Annotated in this window: 21 protein-coding genes; 19 read left to right on the plus strand and 2 right to left on the minus strand. The window is 32.5% G+C overall.

The features are described 5' to 3' along the window. Positions 1 to 98: 98 nt before the first annotated feature. The 19 genes from gspG (at position 99) to exbD (ending at position 15117) form a co-directional block, all read left to right on the plus strand. Positions 99 to 488, plus strand: a complete 390-nt coding sequence (gspG, locus tag ACQY56_RS09630; RefSeq protein ID WP_428738040.1) for a type II secretion system major pseudopilin GspG — start codon at positions 99 to 101, stop codon at positions 486 to 488. A gap of 3 nt (positions 489 to 491) precedes the next feature. Beyond that, complete coding sequence (locus ACQY56_RS09635) at positions 492 to 974, plus strand: prepilin-type N-terminal cleavage/methylation domain-containing protein (RefSeq protein ID WP_428738041.1); 483 nt, start codon at positions 492 to 494, stop codon at positions 972 to 974. Further along, complete coding sequence (locus tag ACQY56_RS09640) at positions 974 to 2188, plus strand: type II secretion system F family protein (protein WP_428738042.1); 1215 nt, start codon at positions 974 to 976, stop codon at positions 2186 to 2188. Before ACQY56_RS09635 ends, ACQY56_RS09640 begins: the two co-directional genes overlap by 1 nt. Then, on the plus strand, positions 2188 to 3084 hold the full coding sequence (locus ACQY56_RS09645) for a hypothetical protein (protein ID WP_428738043.1): 897 nt from the start codon (positions 2188 to 2190) through the stop codon (positions 3082 to 3084). Before ACQY56_RS09640 ends, ACQY56_RS09645 begins: the two co-directional genes overlap by 1 nt. After that, positions 3068 to 3997 (plus strand): hypothetical protein, encoded by a 930-nt coding sequence (locus ACQY56_RS09650; protein WP_428738044.1) that lies wholly within the window; start codon positions 3068 to 3070, stop codon positions 3995 to 3997. Before ACQY56_RS09645 ends, ACQY56_RS09650 begins: the two co-directional genes overlap by 17 nt. Then, on the plus strand, positions 3994 to 4401 hold the full coding sequence (locus ACQY56_RS09655; RefSeq protein WP_428738045.1) for a hypothetical protein: 408 nt from the start codon (positions 3994 to 3996) through the stop codon (positions 4399 to 4401). The genes ACQY56_RS09650 and ACQY56_RS09655 overlap by 4 nt, the downstream gene beginning before the upstream one ends. Continuing rightward, on the plus strand, positions 4395 to 4928 hold the full coding sequence (locus ACQY56_RS09660) for a hypothetical protein (protein WP_428738046.1): 534 nt from the start codon (positions 4395 to 4397) through the stop codon (positions 4926 to 4928). The genes ACQY56_RS09655 and ACQY56_RS09660 overlap by 7 nt, the downstream gene beginning before the upstream one ends. Beyond that, positions 4912 to 5709: a hypothetical protein gene (locus tag ACQY56_RS09665; RefSeq protein ID WP_428738047.1), complete on the plus strand. Its 798-nt coding sequence runs from the start codon at positions 4912 to 4914 to the stop codon at positions 5707 to 5709. Before ACQY56_RS09660 ends, ACQY56_RS09665 begins: the two co-directional genes overlap by 17 nt. Further along, entirely contained in the window at positions 5696 to 7537 is a 1842-nt protein-coding gene (locus ACQY56_RS09670; RefSeq protein ID WP_428738048.1) for a secretin N-terminal domain-containing protein, read from the plus strand. The genes ACQY56_RS09665 and ACQY56_RS09670 overlap by 14 nt, the downstream gene beginning before the upstream one ends. Next, the gene (locus ACQY56_RS09675) at positions 7524 to 9044 is read left to right on the plus strand and encodes a GspE/PulE family protein (protein ID WP_428738049.1); all 1521 of its coding nucleotides are present in this window, start codon (positions 7524 to 7526) and stop codon (positions 9042 to 9044) included. Before ACQY56_RS09670 ends, ACQY56_RS09675 begins: the two co-directional genes overlap by 14 nt. Beyond that, positions 9037 to 9435: a PulJ/GspJ family protein gene (locus ACQY56_RS09680; protein ID WP_428738050.1), complete on the plus strand. Its 399-nt coding sequence runs from the start codon at positions 9037 to 9039 to the stop codon at positions 9433 to 9435. The genes ACQY56_RS09675 and ACQY56_RS09680 overlap by 8 nt, the downstream gene beginning before the upstream one ends. Beyond that, entirely contained in the window at positions 9432 to 9935 is a 504-nt protein-coding gene (locus ACQY56_RS09685) for a type II secretion system protein (RefSeq protein ID WP_428738051.1), read from the plus strand. The genes ACQY56_RS09680 and ACQY56_RS09685 overlap by 4 nt, the downstream gene beginning before the upstream one ends. Before the next feature lie 38 nt (positions 9936 to 9973). Further along, positions 9974 to 11332, plus strand: a complete 1359-nt coding sequence (locus ACQY56_RS09690; RefSeq protein ID WP_428738052.1) for a phosphomannomutase/phosphoglucomutase — start codon at positions 9974 to 9976, stop codon at positions 11330 to 11332. Between the two features lie 75 nt (positions 11333 to 11407). Then, the gene (locus ACQY56_RS09695) at positions 11408 to 11746 is read left to right on the plus strand and encodes a hypothetical protein (protein WP_428738053.1); all 339 of its coding nucleotides are present in this window, start codon (positions 11408 to 11410) and stop codon (positions 11744 to 11746) included. A 45-nt stretch (positions 11747 to 11791) separates the two neighbouring features. Continuing rightward, positions 11792 to 12799 (plus strand): dihydroorotase, encoded by a 1008-nt coding sequence (gene pyrC / locus ACQY56_RS09700; RefSeq protein ID WP_428738054.1) that lies wholly within the window; start codon positions 11792 to 11794, stop codon positions 12797 to 12799. After that, the gene (locus ACQY56_RS09705) at positions 12789 to 13445 is read left to right on the plus strand and encodes a response regulator transcription factor (RefSeq protein ID WP_428738055.1); all 657 of its coding nucleotides are present in this window, start codon (positions 12789 to 12791) and stop codon (positions 13443 to 13445) included. Before pyrC ends, ACQY56_RS09705 begins: the two co-directional genes overlap by 11 nt. A gap of 118 nt (positions 13446 to 13563) precedes the next feature. Continuing rightward, positions 13564 to 14256: a sensor histidine kinase gene (locus ACQY56_RS09710; protein ID WP_428743754.1), complete on the plus strand. Its 693-nt coding sequence runs from the start codon at positions 13564 to 13566 to the stop codon at positions 14254 to 14256. 15 nt (positions 14257 to 14271) lie between these two features. Beyond that, positions 14272 to 14721 carry a TonB-system energizer ExbB gene (gene exbB / locus ACQY56_RS09715; RefSeq protein WP_428738057.1) on the plus strand — a complete coding sequence of 150 codons (450 nt, stop codon included), beginning with the start codon at positions 14272 to 14274 and terminating at the stop codon, positions 14719 to 14721. 3 nt (positions 14722 to 14724) lie between these two features. Next, positions 14725 to 15117, plus strand: a complete 393-nt coding sequence (exbD, locus tag ACQY56_RS09720) for a TonB system transport protein ExbD (protein ID WP_428738058.1) — start codon at positions 14725 to 14727, stop codon at positions 15115 to 15117. Here exbD and ACQY56_RS09725 read toward each other — a convergent pair whose 3' ends face one another. Both ACQY56_RS09725 and ACQY56_RS09730 read right to left on the minus strand, forming a co-directional pair. Then, entirely contained in the window at positions 15118 to 15360 is a 243-nt protein-coding gene (locus ACQY56_RS09725; RefSeq protein ID WP_428738059.1) for a hypothetical protein, read from the minus strand. It lies immediately after the preceding gene. Continuing rightward, entirely contained in the window at positions 15357 to 15908 is a 552-nt protein-coding gene (locus tag ACQY56_RS09730) for a YceI family protein (RefSeq protein ID WP_428738060.1), read from the minus strand. Before ACQY56_RS09730 ends, ACQY56_RS09725 begins: the two co-directional genes overlap by 4 nt. Positions 15909 to 15919: the final 11 nt, after the last annotated feature.

The following is a 15919-nucleotide window of genomic DNA, read 5'->3' on the forward strand; positions in this document are numbered from 1 at the left end:
AAATCTTCCTGAAATTTCACAAAATTTTGTAACTTTCATGTAATATTCATGTAATCAATATATAATACTATTCTAACAATTTTAAAAAGGTCTTGTTTATGAAAAGAAATGCGTTCTCTTTGATAGAACTGATGATAGTTATCGTTATACTTGGACTCTTAGCAGCGATGGTTATGCCAAGTTTAACAGGTAGAGGTGAAGAAGCAAAGCGTGATCTTGTATGTGTACAGATGAAAAGTATTTATGATGGTGCGTTAGATATGTACAAGATAAAAAATAGTGTATACCCCTCAACTGCTGAGGGTTTAAAGATTCTTACACAAGATGATAAATATTTTAAAGATGGCAAAATGCCAAAAGATTCTTGGGGACAAGAGTTCATCTATATAAACACTGATGGAAAAGTAGAGCTTATTTCACTGGGTGCTGATAAAAAAGAGGGTGGAAAAGATGAGGCTGCTGATATTAAACTAAGTGAGTGTAAATAAGTTTTGAGAAAAGCTTTTTCACTTATAGAGTTGATGATAGTGATTGTTATCATTGGGGTTGTTTATACTCTTGTGATAACAAAACTCCATAGTGTAGGTGATGAGCAAGAAAAACTTAATTTAAAAACACTCAAAAGTTTTATGATTAAGCAGATGCAAGATGGACAAACTGCGAAACTAATCTGTAAAGATGATTGTAGTACATGTAAATTGTATGTAGATGATGAAGAGGTAGCGACTATCGAAGATATCATAGATGATTCTATTGAGGTTTATAGATATAGTTATTCACAAGGTTTAGTGCCACAAGAGTTGTCAGAGTGTTTTGTTTTTAATGTAGGTCGTGACAAAGTATCCGATCAGTATATCGTAGCATTTCAAGAAAAAGTGTATGATTTTACTGAGTACTTTGAGAGTGTAAAAGTGTATGATTCTTTAGAAGAGTGCACAAGTGAAAAAGAGAAGTTAATCCAAGAAGTTAAATAATGATTTTTAAGTATAAAGGTATAGATAAAACTGGTAAAAATGTTTCTGAACGACTTGAAGCTGCAAACCTTGATGAGGTAAAAGCTAAACTCAAAGCAAATGGGATCATTTACAGTTCTATAAAAGAGGATTCACTCCCTTTTTACGAGAAGTTTAAACTTAAAAAACGTTATAAAATCTCTGCAAAAGAGTTAGCACATCTCTCTCGCGAACTCGCTATGTATATACGCTCTGGGATGAGTATAGTATCTGCACTCAAAATTGTACAAACCCATTATGCACAAAACAAAAAACTCAAACTTTTTATCACTACAGTAAATACCCATCTTGATGAGGGTGAAAATTTCTATACAGCCCTTAAATCACAAGATGTAGTTACTCTGCCAGATTTTTATGTAGAATCTATCCGTGTAAGTGAAGATGGTGGAATGCTCGATGAAGTATTGATAGAGTTATCTCGCTTTTTAAAAGAGCAAGAGCGTATAGCAAGAGAGATCAAAGGTGCTTTTGCTTATCCATCTTTTATGATTATTATCTCTTTAGTGATGATTGCATTTATGCTTACTTATGTTGTACCGCAAATCACTGGGATTTTTGAAAGTATGGATCAGGAGTTACCTCGACCTACCAAGATTGTTATAGCACTTGGAGATTTTTTTAGTAATAATTTTCAAGTTATCTTAGCAGCCATTTTTGCATTTGTAGCACTGTTTGTAACACTCAAGAAAAAAGTATATAGTTTTGCTTATTTTGTTGATGCAATGATGCTCAAAGTTCCACTCTTTGGTACAATTATCCTCAAAAGTGAACTTGCACGTTTTTCATACATAGCTTCACTGTTAACACGATCAGGTGTTGTATTTGTACAAACGATCAATATGAGTGCAAATATTTTAACAAACAAAGTGATCAAAAAACTCTTTTTAGATGCAAGTAAAAAGGTGGTAGAAGGGAAACTACTCTCCCATGCACTTTACAATGCAGATACAAAACTTGATGATGCTTTTATCCAAGCAATTGCTCTTGGAGAAGAGACATCGGAAGTTCAAAATGTTTTGAGTAATATATCTGAACTCTATTTTGAAGAAAACAGGGATAAAATCTCTTTACTTTTAACTTTGCTTGAACCAGCTCTTATGTTGTTTGTAGGTGGAAGTATAGGCTTTATAGTCGCAGCGATGCTGTTACCAATTTTTTCAATGAGTATACGTTGATGAAGAGTTCAAGAACAGGTATAGCACTTTTAATCACTGTAATGTTTGTCATTGTCATTACGGTAGCTATCGGCTATGCACTTAAGCAGATAAATAAAGCATCACAGTATGTTGAACAAGAAACGATGCTGTACCAAAACTTTGTGTTTGTAGATGATGTTTTAAATCTTTTAAATGGTGCAACTGAGTTACAAGATTTGATAAAAGATGAAGCACCAGAAGATTTATATACCTTTTTAAGTAGCAGTGGGTTTATCACATTTGAGCATCAAGGGGTGCGTTTGGTTCTACATATTACAAGTGCACGAAGAGAGTTTTGTATCAACCAAATGACAAAAGATCAAGAGGAATATCTTTATGATTATTTAGGTCGTTACAACGTAAGAGGGGAGTATATAGATATTTTAAAAGACTCTATTTCTGGGATCAAAGAGGACAATAGCTATTTTACAAGATTGTTTGAAGAGCAACCAGAGCTGTTTCGTGACTATATCGCCTCAAAAAAGCATTTGAAAAAACTGAATGATTTTTATAAAAAAGAGTATAGAGATGATACGCTTGATGTAATTGACTTTGATAATCTTTTTTCATATGCACATGATGACAATGTATCTATTGATCTAAACTATGCTACTCCACAAGTATGGGAGCTTTTAACTGGAATGGATGTTTCACAAGCAGAAGTTTTTGGTTCTGGAGAAAATATATACAAATCTGTAGATGATTTGCAATTAAATGAAGAACAAATCAAACGGTTAAACAAGTTTAGCTATAGTTTCTTCGAACCTTATTTACAGGTAAAAATGGATATAATAAAAGATAATTTTATTTCACATATAAGTTTTGAGTATAGCATCAAAGACAAAAAGGGGTATAACTTTGTTTACGAAATTTAAAAAGACAAACAGTATTGTTTTTTTAGACCCCCATTCTCAAACGAGACCAAGAGTGGCAGAGGGTGCAAAAATTGACATTATTCTCTCTCCATCATTATACTGGGTAAAAAAGCTCTCATTACCTGTAAAATATATAAGAGATGCAAGAAAGCTTTTGCCCTCAATTTTTGAAGATATTTTGCCCGATGGAAACTATAATTATGCAGTTTTTAAAGAGGGTGAAGAGTTTATAGCTTTTGCCTATGAAGATAAAAAAATATTAGATGAGTTAAATAAAAAAAATATTTCAGCTTCAAGTGTTGAAAATGTTTATTTTGCACAAACAGAGCTCCAAGGTTCAACACCATGTAAGATCAATGATAATGAAGCTTTAGTGGTCGATAATGGGATCATTTTTCTTGCTCCGATTGAGTGGTTAGAGGAAGTAAAATTTCTCTCACTTACTTCAATTCAACGTTCCAATAAAACAATCAAATTACAACAGTTTTCTCACATAATTGACAAAAGTAGTCTCAATAAAGTGGGTATATTACTTGGTGTATTTATCGTTGTTTTAATGATTGAGATGTTTATAACTTCACAAAAAATTAGTGCAGTTGAAGAAGAACAAGAGAAACTACTTTCAGAGTATAAACTTTATTCGACAATGATGCAAAATAAAGCAGTTTTATCAGAGTATGAAACTACATATCAAAAACAAACAAAACTCAGAAATATTTTAGAGGATATATTGAAGTTACAAATTCGACAAAAAATTACAAAAATAGAGTTGAAAAATAAAGTTTTACATATCACTTTACAAGAGATAGATGAAGTGACAAAGAAGCAGATACTTCAAGGTTTAGTTGCATATAAAGCGAACCTAAAATCTACTTTGAAAGATCATCTGCTCGAGATAGAGGTGACTTTATGAATCAAGTAAATCCATTACATATTGGTGCATTACTTTTTACAGTATTGGTATTTTTATTTTTTAAACTAGGTGTTTTAAAAGATGACTTACGTACTGCAAAAGTAGAATACCAAGAGAGTAAACAAGTCGCTACGAAATTGAGTGTTTTAGAACAAGTATATAACGATCAAAAAAAGACAAATAGTGCATTGCAAAGAATTTTAAAACAGCCCTCTTTAAAGTCTGCACAAATTGTTTCAACCCCTTCAAAAGAGTCTATAAAAATAAGTGCTTCATCATTAAATGCAAATGAACTTAACTCTTTAATGGGAAAAATTTTAAATGGAAACTACGATATATCCAAGCTAAACATTTCAAAATTAGATAGTAATAAAGCAAGTTTGGAAATGGAGATAAAATGGTAAAAAAACTTGGTTTATCTCTTGGATATTTTTTAGTGTTTGTACTAGCACTTATCATGTTTACCCCAAAACAAAGTGTATACTATTTTGCTGAAAAAAAATTACAACCATTTGATGTAATAATCTCTCATGAAAGTTTAGAGGATAATTTATTTTCTTTAGGGATTGAACATGCGCAAGTATATGGACAAAATATTGAAGCTGCAAATGTAGAAAAAGCAAATGTTATTATTTTAGGATTGTATAACTCTGTATCTATTGAGAATGTGAAACTAGCATCATTTTTAGAAAGTTTTGTACCACAAGATGTAGAACATATCTCTATAAACTACTCTATAATCAATCCATTGGCAGTCACTATCTCTGCTAATGGAGACTTTGGTGTAGTAGATGGAGAATTGTCTTTACTTGATCAAAATCTATCACTGGTATTGCAACCATCTAAACTGATGCACTCGAAATATCAAACAACACTCAGAGAGTTTAAAAAACAATCTAATGGGGAGTATACATATGCCAAAGCTCTCTAATTCAAAACTTTTAACTGTTGTAACGAAGATTTTAGTCCTTGTACTATTGGCAAAAATTGTGAGTTTAGGACTTTGGTGGTATTTGCCAAGTAATGGTGTTGAAAATGAGATAACAAACTCTTACGCACAAAGCTATAAACGAATTGATTTTAAAAACATGCTTGAGAAATCAAAAGTTGTTGTCGGTCACAAACAGCAAACGTCAACAACAAACATTAGTACAATCATACTCAGTGGGCTTTATGGAAAAGGTAAAAATGGGTTTGCAATTGTCGCAAAGAAAAATGCACCAGATAAAACTTCAGTTATCTCTGTAGGTGAAGTGTATGAGGGGTATACATTAAAATCTATACAAGCTTTTGATGTTATCTTTGAAAAAAATTCTAAAGAGTATGTAGTTTCTTTAAATACAAAAAAAACATTAGATACAAAAAACTATGTTACGCCAGAAAATTCTGATGAAAGTTCTCATGAAGTGCAAAAAAGTGATATTGCTTTTTATAGAAAAAATCCAGTAAAGATTTGGCAAGACATAGCGATCAATGAAGTGTTTGAAGGGGAAAAGATTACAGGGTTTAGAATAGATAAAATCAAAAAAGATTCAAAAATCGCTGAACTTGGACTTCAAAAAGGTGATGTTATCATCAAAGCAAACAATATAGAGATGAATTCATACAAAGCTGCTATGGATTTGTATCAAAATATTGATAAAATAGACACTTTAGAATTAGTAGTCTTACGTAATAATCAAGAAAAGGAAATCATATATGAACTTCATTAAAATTTTTATAATTACACTCTTACTTATTGTAAGTTTGGATGCAAGAGAAAAGGTCAATGTTAACTTTTCAAATCTAAAAATAGATGACTTCATAGAATTGGTTTCTAAGATAACGCATAAAAATATTCTTGTAACCAATAAGATAAATGGTACAGTTGATTTTATCAGTTCTACACCTATTTATGATGATGAGTTGATTGATCTTCTTATTGAAGTACTTGAATCTAAAGGGTATACACTTATTCAAAAAGGTTCAATGTATGAGGTTATTCGTTCAACTGATGCGGCAAACCAAAATGTACCAGTAATTGCAAAAAACAAAAAACTATATGGTTCTACAATGGTTACACAAGCTATTGAAGTTAAAAGTGAAAATGTTGATGTAATTGCAGCAAAAATAAGATATCTCATCTCTAAAACTGCAAAACTCATGACGATGAAAGAAACAAATACACTCCTAATCACTGACTATCCAAAAAATATTGAAACTATCAAACAAGTTATAGGTGATCTTGAGAATAATGTTACAAATATAGTCAAAATAGTTACTCTAAAAAATACAGAAGCACAAAAGATGCAAGGAAAGTTGGCTGAGCTTCAAAAATCTATTTTCAATCAAAAGATAGATGCACAGCAAGTAAACATTGTTGTAGATGAAAATCTCAATGGTTTAATTTTTGTTGGTGAAGAAAAAAATGTTAAAAAACTTACAGATATTATCACTAAACTTGATGTGGAATCAAATATAAATAACACAGTACAAATATTTGAGCTTAAAAACTCTGATTCAGAAGCAGTTTTAAAAACAATTACAGACATCATTGCTAAACAAACATTTAAAGACCCATCAATGAAACCAAATGTATCTTCAAGTGCAGAGATAAACTCTATTGTAGTGATCGGTGATCCATTGATTATTAAAGGGATTAAAAAAATTATTGATGAGCTTGATAAAGAGAAATATCAAGTATATGTACAAGCAAAAATAGTAGAGATCAATAAAAATGAAGCAGAATCTTTAGGAATCAAGTATGGGTTTGATGGGGGTACAGTTTCTAGTGGAGGGCTTTATACATTAGCAACAAATTTTGGTGGGGCATCTATCGCTTTAAGTGATGATATACTTAGTTATGTAGATATTCCTACAGTAAATTTTGCACTTGGAGCGACATTGGACTTTTTAGAGACAAATGGTGCTTCAAAGGCGATAAGTAGTCCATCTATTTTATGTGTAAATAACAAAGAATCATCAATCTATGTTGGTAAAACTATCTCTATCGCAACAGGAAGTGTAACAGGTACAACTACTTCTGGAACTACAACAAGTTATAAACGTGAAGATGTTGGTTTAACACTCAAAATAAAACCTCGTGTATCTTCAATAGATAAAGTTACACTTGATGTTGAAGCAGTTTTGGAAAATGTTACTGATACTGGACTTGATGCAAGTGGTGAGCCAGTAAGACAGCCAACAACATCAAAACAAGAGGTAAAAACACAAGCTATTTTACGTCATGGTGAGAGTATTATTATAGGTGGACTTGTAAAGGTATACGATACAACATCAGTGAACAAAGTGCCTTTACTTGGAGATATCCCTTTTATAGGTGAGTATCTTTTCTCTTCAACAACAACAGAAACTGAAGAGGATAATTTAGTTGTTATGTTAACTCCATATGTAATCAATAAAAGTGAACAGCTCTCTAAACTACAAGAGGAATTAGGAGTATTAGCAAAACTTCAAAGGGAGTATGATATAGAAGTTTTTAAAAGTTTAGAAGAACAAAAAAAACAAAAAGAAGAAGTAGAGAAAAATGCTCAACATTGAACCACTCCATAATCTTCATCTAGAACCTGTAGAAGTTGAAGACCTACAGACAAATATCTCTGTAAAAAACTATCTTCTTTTTAGTCAGTTAGATGATGAAGTGTATGCATTTACTTCCAAACGTTATCTTTCACAAGCAAGTAACTATTACTCAAAACTAGTAAATAAATATCCACTTTATCTTCTTGATGAAGACTCATTTGATAGACTCTATAATCGCTTTTTAGAACTGCGAACCGATAAAGAGATAGAGACTATGAAAGGGGATTCTACAAGTGAAGAATCAACTGAAGAGGAACTCTCTTTAACAGACTTTTTACGAACATCAGCAGATATTTTAACAAGTGAAGAATCAGCTCCAATTATCAAGTTTGTAAATGCTCTTTTTTATCAAGCAGTAAAAAAACGTGCATCAGATATTCACATTGAAGTGCATGAAAACAAAGGGGAAGTCCGTTTTCGTATAGATGGGATGCTTACAAAAAATGCTGATCTTGATAAAAAGATAGTAAACCTTATAGTAAGCCGTATCAAAGTTATCTCAAACTTAGATATTTCAGAAAAACGTATCCCTCAAGATGGACGTACACAGATTAAAATTGCAGGTGAAGTTTTAGATATTCGTGTCTCTATTCTTCCAACATTTTATGGTGAACGTGTTGTTATGAGGCTTTTGATGCAAAGCTCTCAAATCCCAGAGATAACTGAACTAGGATTTAACGATTCACTCATTAATGATGTAAAAAAATTGCTTCGATCATCACATGGAATCATCTTAGTAACAGGGCCTACTGGAAGTGGTAAAACAACTTCACTACACTCATTTTTACGTGAGGTTGAAGAGCCGCATAAAAATCTTATCACTGTTGAAGACCCAGTGGAATACAAAAGTGATAACATCTCACAAATTCAAGTAAATGAAAAAGTGGGGTTAACGTTTGCTTCTGCACTTCGCTCTATTTTACGTCAAGATCCGGATGTTGTTATGATTGGGGAGATTCGTGATGAAGAAACTGCTTCAATTGCAGTTCGTGCAGCACTGACAGGACACCTGGTTTTCTCAACTCTGCATACAAACTCAGCAGCAGCGACAATCTCAAGACTTGCCGATATGCATATTGAGCCGTTTTTGATCTCATCTTCTTTACTTGGAATTTTGGCACAGCGTTTAGTACGTGTACTCTGTGAGCATTGTAAAGAGGAAGATGAACTTGCTGAGAATTTTAGTGAGGATTATAATCTTCCAAGTGATGCAAAAATATATAAAGCGTGTGGGTGTAAAGAGTGTAACTACACAGGTTACGCTGGACGTCGCTCAATTGGTGAGCTTTTAATCATGAATGACCGTGTAAAAGACCTCTTAAAAACAACTACAGATGAACATACGATTAAAACAGAGTTGGAAAAAGATGGACTCAAAACAATTGCAAAACAACTCCACATTATGTTACTTGCAGGGGAGACTTCACTTGATGAAGCTATCCGTATTGGTATAGGACATGCGTAAAAAACGCAACGCTTTTACACTTTTAGAAGTAATGATCGCTGTACTTATAGTAAGTGTAGTGATTGCTGCAATGTTTCAAGTCAAAGGGGATGCAAATACAAAACTTTTTTGGTTGCAAGACTCCATAAATGAAACACAATACAATACTTTTTTACTTGGCAACTCTGCTAAATACGGTTTTGATAAAAGTAATATCTCTTTAAATGAATTGGTAAGTGAATTTGATTTGGAAAATGATCTACGACGTGAATTAAAAGATATAAAAGTAAGTGTAACTTATGAAGAAGAGAATGCGATAGAAACACCAACAGGAAGTGTTTTAGAGATAGGAAAAACAAAAATAGAGTCTAAAAACTTCTCATCTTCAATGCTACGAGTAAAAATCCAATGAGAAAAGCATTTACACTTATAGAGTTGATGATCTCTATTGTCATCCTTTCGATTATGATGGTTTTTTTGTACAAAAGTTATGCTGAGTTAAATATACAAAATAAACAGTATGATAAAGCAACTAATAAAATCAAAAAGATAGAACAGATAAAACAAACACTTTTTTTAGATGTTTCGTTGAGCCTAAGCAATACTACGGTTCTTCTCCCACAAGACAATCAACACGATATATTTTTTATCCAATCAACACACTCGATACATGATCGAATCAATCCATACGTAGGTTATATCATTAGAGATGATAAACTCTATAGAATCGAATCACTCAATCAGTTAAAAATCTATCCAATAGATTTGGGAATAGATTATGATATCGATTATTTGGGTAAGGTAGAAAACTTTCGAGTTTATTTTAGTAAAAGTGTAGCTGATCTTTATTTAGTTGATTTGACACTAAAAGATATGGGACGTATTTTAATTAAGATAAAATCTTTTTCATAGTAGAATAAAAAATAAATTTTAATAATTTGGAGAGTGTTTTGAGCATATATAGAGAGTACGATATTCGCGGTATTTACGAGCAAGAATTAAATGAAAAAAGTGTGACAAGAATTGGATATGCACTTGCTTCAAAAATAGAAGGGGAGTATGTATCTGTTGGATATGATGCAAGAAGTCACTCACCTATTTTATTTGAATACTTAGTTGCTGGACTCAATGCTGGTGGAAAAAAAGTACTAGATATGGGGCTTGTTCCAACACCTGTGAACTATTTTACAAACTATCAAGAGTGGGATGGGGTAACACCATCAGCATCTGTTATGATTACAGGTTCACACAATCCAAGTGAATACAACGGCTTTAAAATTACGATTGATAAAGCACCATTTTTCGGTAAAGATATCTATGCTTTAGGGCGTGAATGTGAAGCGATGGGTGAGATTGTAAAAGTTGATCGTAATGTTACAAAGATAGACGCAAAAAACAGATATATAGACTATATAGTTGAGCAGTTTTCTCACCTAAAAGGGATGAGTCAAAAAATAGTTTATGACTGTGGAAATGGTGTGGCTGGAGTTGTGTTACCTGAAATTTTTGAGCGTTTAGAACTAAGTACTAAAGGGCTTTACATCGATCCAGATGGAATGTTCCCAAACCATCATCCAGACCCCTCAGTTGAACATAACCTTGAAGATGTAAAAGTACTTTTAGAAAAAGAGGGCGACATCGCTTTTGCTTATGATGGCGATGCAGATAGAATAGCAGTCCTTACTCATAAGAACAATATAAAAGGGGATATGATGGCTCTTTTATATGCGATGAAGATGAAAAATCCTACAGTTGTTGGAGAAGTGAAGTGTTCACAAGTGATGTATGATGAACTCACTCGTCGCGGTGCAAATGCTGTAATGTATAAAACAGGACACTCAAATCTTAAAGTAAAAATGAAAGAGATAAATGCTGATCTTGCTTGTGAAGTAAGTGGGCATATCTTTTTCAAAAACAGATATTTTGGTTACGATGATGCAATTTATGCGACATTCAGAATGTTAGAATTAGTGCAAGACGGGATTGATCTAGATGAAGAGTTGGCGAAACTTCCACCTGTATTTTCAACTGAAGAGATTAAAGTAGAAACTACAGAAGAACAAAAATTTAAAATCATGGATAAGGTAAAAGAGCTACTTCAAAATCCTCCAGCATCTTTTCCGACAATCAAAGATATTATAGATGTTGATGGTGTAAGAATAAACTTTGAAAATGGTTGGGGATTAGTACGTGCATCAAATACAACACCAGTACTTGTAACTCGTTTTGAATCTACTTCAAAAGCAGATGCCGAGCTTTATGAGATGCAAGTAAATGCACTTATTCAACAAGCAAAAGACTCACTATAACTCTTTAAAATAATAAACATTATTTAAACCTATTTAGTTACAATTGCGAAAAAATTTCTTTCAGGATGTAACTTTATGGTTTATATACAACTGTTTTTACTCTTTTTCTATTTCAAAGTAGCTCGTGTACATACAAAACAGGAAAAAGTTTCAAAACTATTTTTGGTGCAACATGTTGTAGTTGCACTTAGTGCAATCTCTACAATCTTTTATGGATTTAGTACACAACCTTGGTATGTTTTTCTTCTTGCAATGTGGATATTTTTTATTGTTGCGGCTTTAATAGTAACTGCTGTAATGATAGGGATTTTTGTAAATGGAAAATCTCTTATAGGTTTAAGTACTATCTATAAATATCTCCCCGTTTTAACTTCTCTCATAGGGATTTTTTCAATACTTTTATGGCTTGTTTAATACCCTTTTAGATATAATCTTTGGTATTGAAAAAGGATATATAATATGAAAACTCATACACTTTTAATGCCACTAGATATGCACCTGCATCTTCGCGATGGTGTGATGCTTGAAAATATAGCTCCACTGACTGCTTATAGTTTCAGTGGTGCGATTATTATGCCAAATCTTGTACCTCCAGTAACAACAAGAGAAGATGTGATCGCGTACAAAGAACGCATAATGGCTGCAGTTCCAAACGACTTTTTTGAGCCATATATGACACTTTTTTATCAAAACTACACAAGAGAGTTTTTAGAAGATGTACGAGATCAAATTACAGCTATTAAACTTTATCCTGCTGGAATTACTACAAACTCTGAGGGTGGAGTAAGCTCTTTTGATATTGAGACTATGCGAGAGACATTAGAGAGTATGAGTGCATTAAATATCCCTTTGTGTGTGCATGGTGAAACAGATGGCTTTGTAATGGATCGTGAAGCAGAATTTATGTCAATCTATGAGCTTTTAGCACAAAACTTTCCTGATCTAAAAATCATTATGGAGCATATCACAACCAAAGCTGCAGTTGATATGTTAGAAAAATATCCAAACCTTTATGCAACAATTACAGTACATCATCTTTTAATTACTCTTGATGACGTAGTTGGCGGGATGATGCAGCCACATCTATTTTGTAAACCTATCGCAAAAAGACCAGAAGATTTAGATGCACTTTTAAGTGTAGCGTTAGAGGCACATCCAAAAGTGATGTTTGGAAGCGATTCTGCACCACACCCAAAAGATAAAAAAGAATCATGTGGATGTGCAGCCGGTGTGTTTACAGCTCCAATTGCACTCCAATTGCTTTGTGAAGTCTTTGATCAGTTTGGTAAACTAGATAATCTACAAGCTTTTATAAGTGACAATGCTCAAAGTATTTATGGAATTTGTCCTGAGTTTAAAGAGGTAATTTTAGAAAATAGACCGTTTACTATTCCTGATAGTTACTCTGGCGTTGTGCCAATGTATGCAGGTAAAACAATAGAGTGGGCGATTGAGAATGTTGAATAAAATTTTACTCCTAGAGGATGACCCTCTTTTTGGTGAAACGCTTGTAGATATGCTTGAAGATGAGGAGTTTGAAGTTACTTTATGCCCAAATGGACAAGAAGCACTTGATGCAACATATGCGAACAAGTTTGACTTATATCTTTTAGATATTAATGTTCCTTTAGTTGATGGTATAACACTACTCAAGGAGTTACGCAGTGCAAAAGATGAAACACCAGCTATTTTTGTGACTTCACATAAAGAAAAAGAGAAGATGCAAGAGAGCTTTTTTAGTGGTGGTGATGATTATATCATTAAACCATTTGATAATGATGAACTTTTACTCCGTATGAATGCACTTCTAAGACGTTTTAAGAAAAAAGAGCTGGAGTGTCAATGTGGTTTATGTATTGATGAAGTTCATAAAACAATCTTTTATAAATCAGAACCATTAGAGCTTTCAAAACGTGAATATGAGGTGTTGTCATTACTCATAAAACATGCCAATAGTGTTGTTTCCAAAGAGTTGATTTTAGATGAACTTTATAATGTAAGCGATCATGGTAGCGAGGGTGCCATTCGGGTTTATATTACAAGGATAAAACAATTATTACCTGAATTAACTTTTGATAATATTAGAGGAATAGGGTACAAACTTGTTTGTTAATCTTCGTATTACAATCTTTGTTTTTTACTTTTTAACAGTAATAGCTTTTTTATCTATTGCATACTATTTTTCTGATATCTTACAAGTTACAAATTTCTATATTTTTATCATAGTACTTTTGTGTATTGTTATACTTTCTGGTGTTTTTATCTCAAAACTTGCTATTGATCCTTTGATTGAGTATGTAAAAAATTTACAAAATCTTTCAAAAGAGACACTCCACGAACTTAACCTTCCAATTAGCACGATTACAACAAACACACAGATGATTAAAAAAAATCTTGATGATCCCAAAGCACTTAAACGTGTTGAACGGATAGAATCTGCTTGTGAGATGTTAAAGCAAAGATATAATGAACTAGATTATCTTATTAAAAGACAATCGAAACAAGATATAAAAGAGTCAATAGAGTTAAGTGAACTCATTCGAGAGAGAATAGCTTTTTTGCAAAGGATATATCCAAATAAAAATTTCAATTTGGAATTGGAAAATTTTGTTTTAGAGATAGATAAAGTAGGTCTTAGCAAAGTAATTGACAATTTAATTGATAATGGGGTAAAATACTCCCCTGATGCGCAAGATATAGATATAAAACTGCAAAACAAAACACTAACAATCCAAGATTATGGTATTGGTATGGATGAGGTAGAACTACTTCAAATATATGACAATTTTTACCAGTCCAATACACATATGCAAGGTTTTGGTATAGGGCTTTCAATGGTAAAACGATTTTGTGATGAATATAAGATAGAATTGAATGTCCAATCAAAACCAAAACAGGGTACAAAAGTATCTTTAACATTTTAAATATTTAGGAAAATTATGGAAACAACAAATTTAATATCATATGCAGAAAATGCTATAGATTATGGAGTAATGGGTGCTTTAGTGCTTATGAGTATCGTTACTCTTTGGTTATTTATAGAGCGAATGATGTTTTATAAAACAGTAAGAGTAGAGGATTATAAACATAGAGATGAGTTAGAACTCGATCTTACAAATAACATTAACATTATCAGTGCTATAGGGGCTAATGCACCCTATATTGGACTACTTGGAACTGTACTTGGGATAATGTTGACATTTTACACACTTGGTGATGTTGGTGCTGTTGATGCAAAAAAAATTATGACAGGACTTGCTCTTGCACTTAAAGCTACAGCGATGGGGCTTATCGTAGCAATTCCAGCGATTGTAGCGTATACTATAGCACTTCGTAAAGTGGAAAAAATACTTACAAAATTTGATGTCGCTGCAGAGCAACAAGGTTAAACAATGTCAAAGTGTAAAAAATCGCATAAAAGATTTGATCAGATAAATGTTATCCCATTTATCGACATCATGCTTGTTTTGCTTGTTATGGTTCTTACAACTGCAACATTTATAAAGCAAGGTGTCATTCCAGTTAATCTTCCAGAAGCTTCCTCATCTGATAAAAAAGAGGAGAAAAAAGAGGTTAGCGTATATGTAAATGACAAAGGTGAGATTTTCTTTGAAAAGAAAAAAGTTGATCTTGCAACGTTAGAGGCAAAACTCTCAGAGGTATCAAAAGAGCAAACAGTGATACTTAGAAGCGATAAAGAATCACGCTTTCAAGATTTTGTGAGTGTAATGGATATACTCAAAAAATTAGGGCATGAACAACTTTACATTGTTACAAAAGAGTAACTAGTAGCCTTGTTCTAAGAGTTTAAATTTTGGTTTAAACTCCTCCTCTTTTTCCTCTTTTACTGGCTTGACTTCAGCCGTATTTTTATCTGTCTTAAAAACTTTTTTTTCTATCTCTTTTGGTTCGATAAAAAGCTCACTCGCTATAAAAAACAAGATCATAATAACCAACACACTTACATAAAGAAGCATGTAGTTTTTTATATGACCACTCTCAAAAGGATTGGTTTTAAACTTTATCATTTACAGCTTGTATTGATAATAAATTTTAAATCTACATCTTGCCAAGTTTTTCCTTTGTGAGGCTCATAACATGCTTTTGTAAGTGAATTTAATGCAGGAAGCATTGCAAAATCTGCTAAATTAATAGTTCCATTAAGTGTAATAGCATTCTTATCGTGTACAAGATTCATTGTGATTGTTTTACGAATACCATTCATGAAAATTTCTATATCTACGCTTTTTTTATCTACATGGAGAACTTTTGCATTTATAGTTCTTATTGCTTGAACTTGAAAGAAGTCATTAACAAGTTTTTTATCACGTTCTTGATTTTTTGAGTCAATATGTGCTGTGACAATATTGATAGTCCCTGAAGATAAGAGTTTTGAGAGTGACTCTGAGGACTTAAAATTTACTTTCATATTTTTAAAAGTACCACTTACAGCTACTTTTTCAGGTGTTTTAAATGCTGTCCATATAAGTTTTGTTGTTTCCACTTCGTACTTACATGATGAAGCTAGTACAGTTGTAGAAAATCCTAGCAAAAGTAAGAATAGAGTTTTTTTCATAATGTTATCTC

It is taken from the genome of Sulfurimonas sp., assembly GCF_050296975.1.
Taxonomy (GTDB): domain Bacteria; phylum Campylobacterota; class Campylobacteria; order Campylobacterales; family Sulfurimonadaceae; genus Sulfurimonas.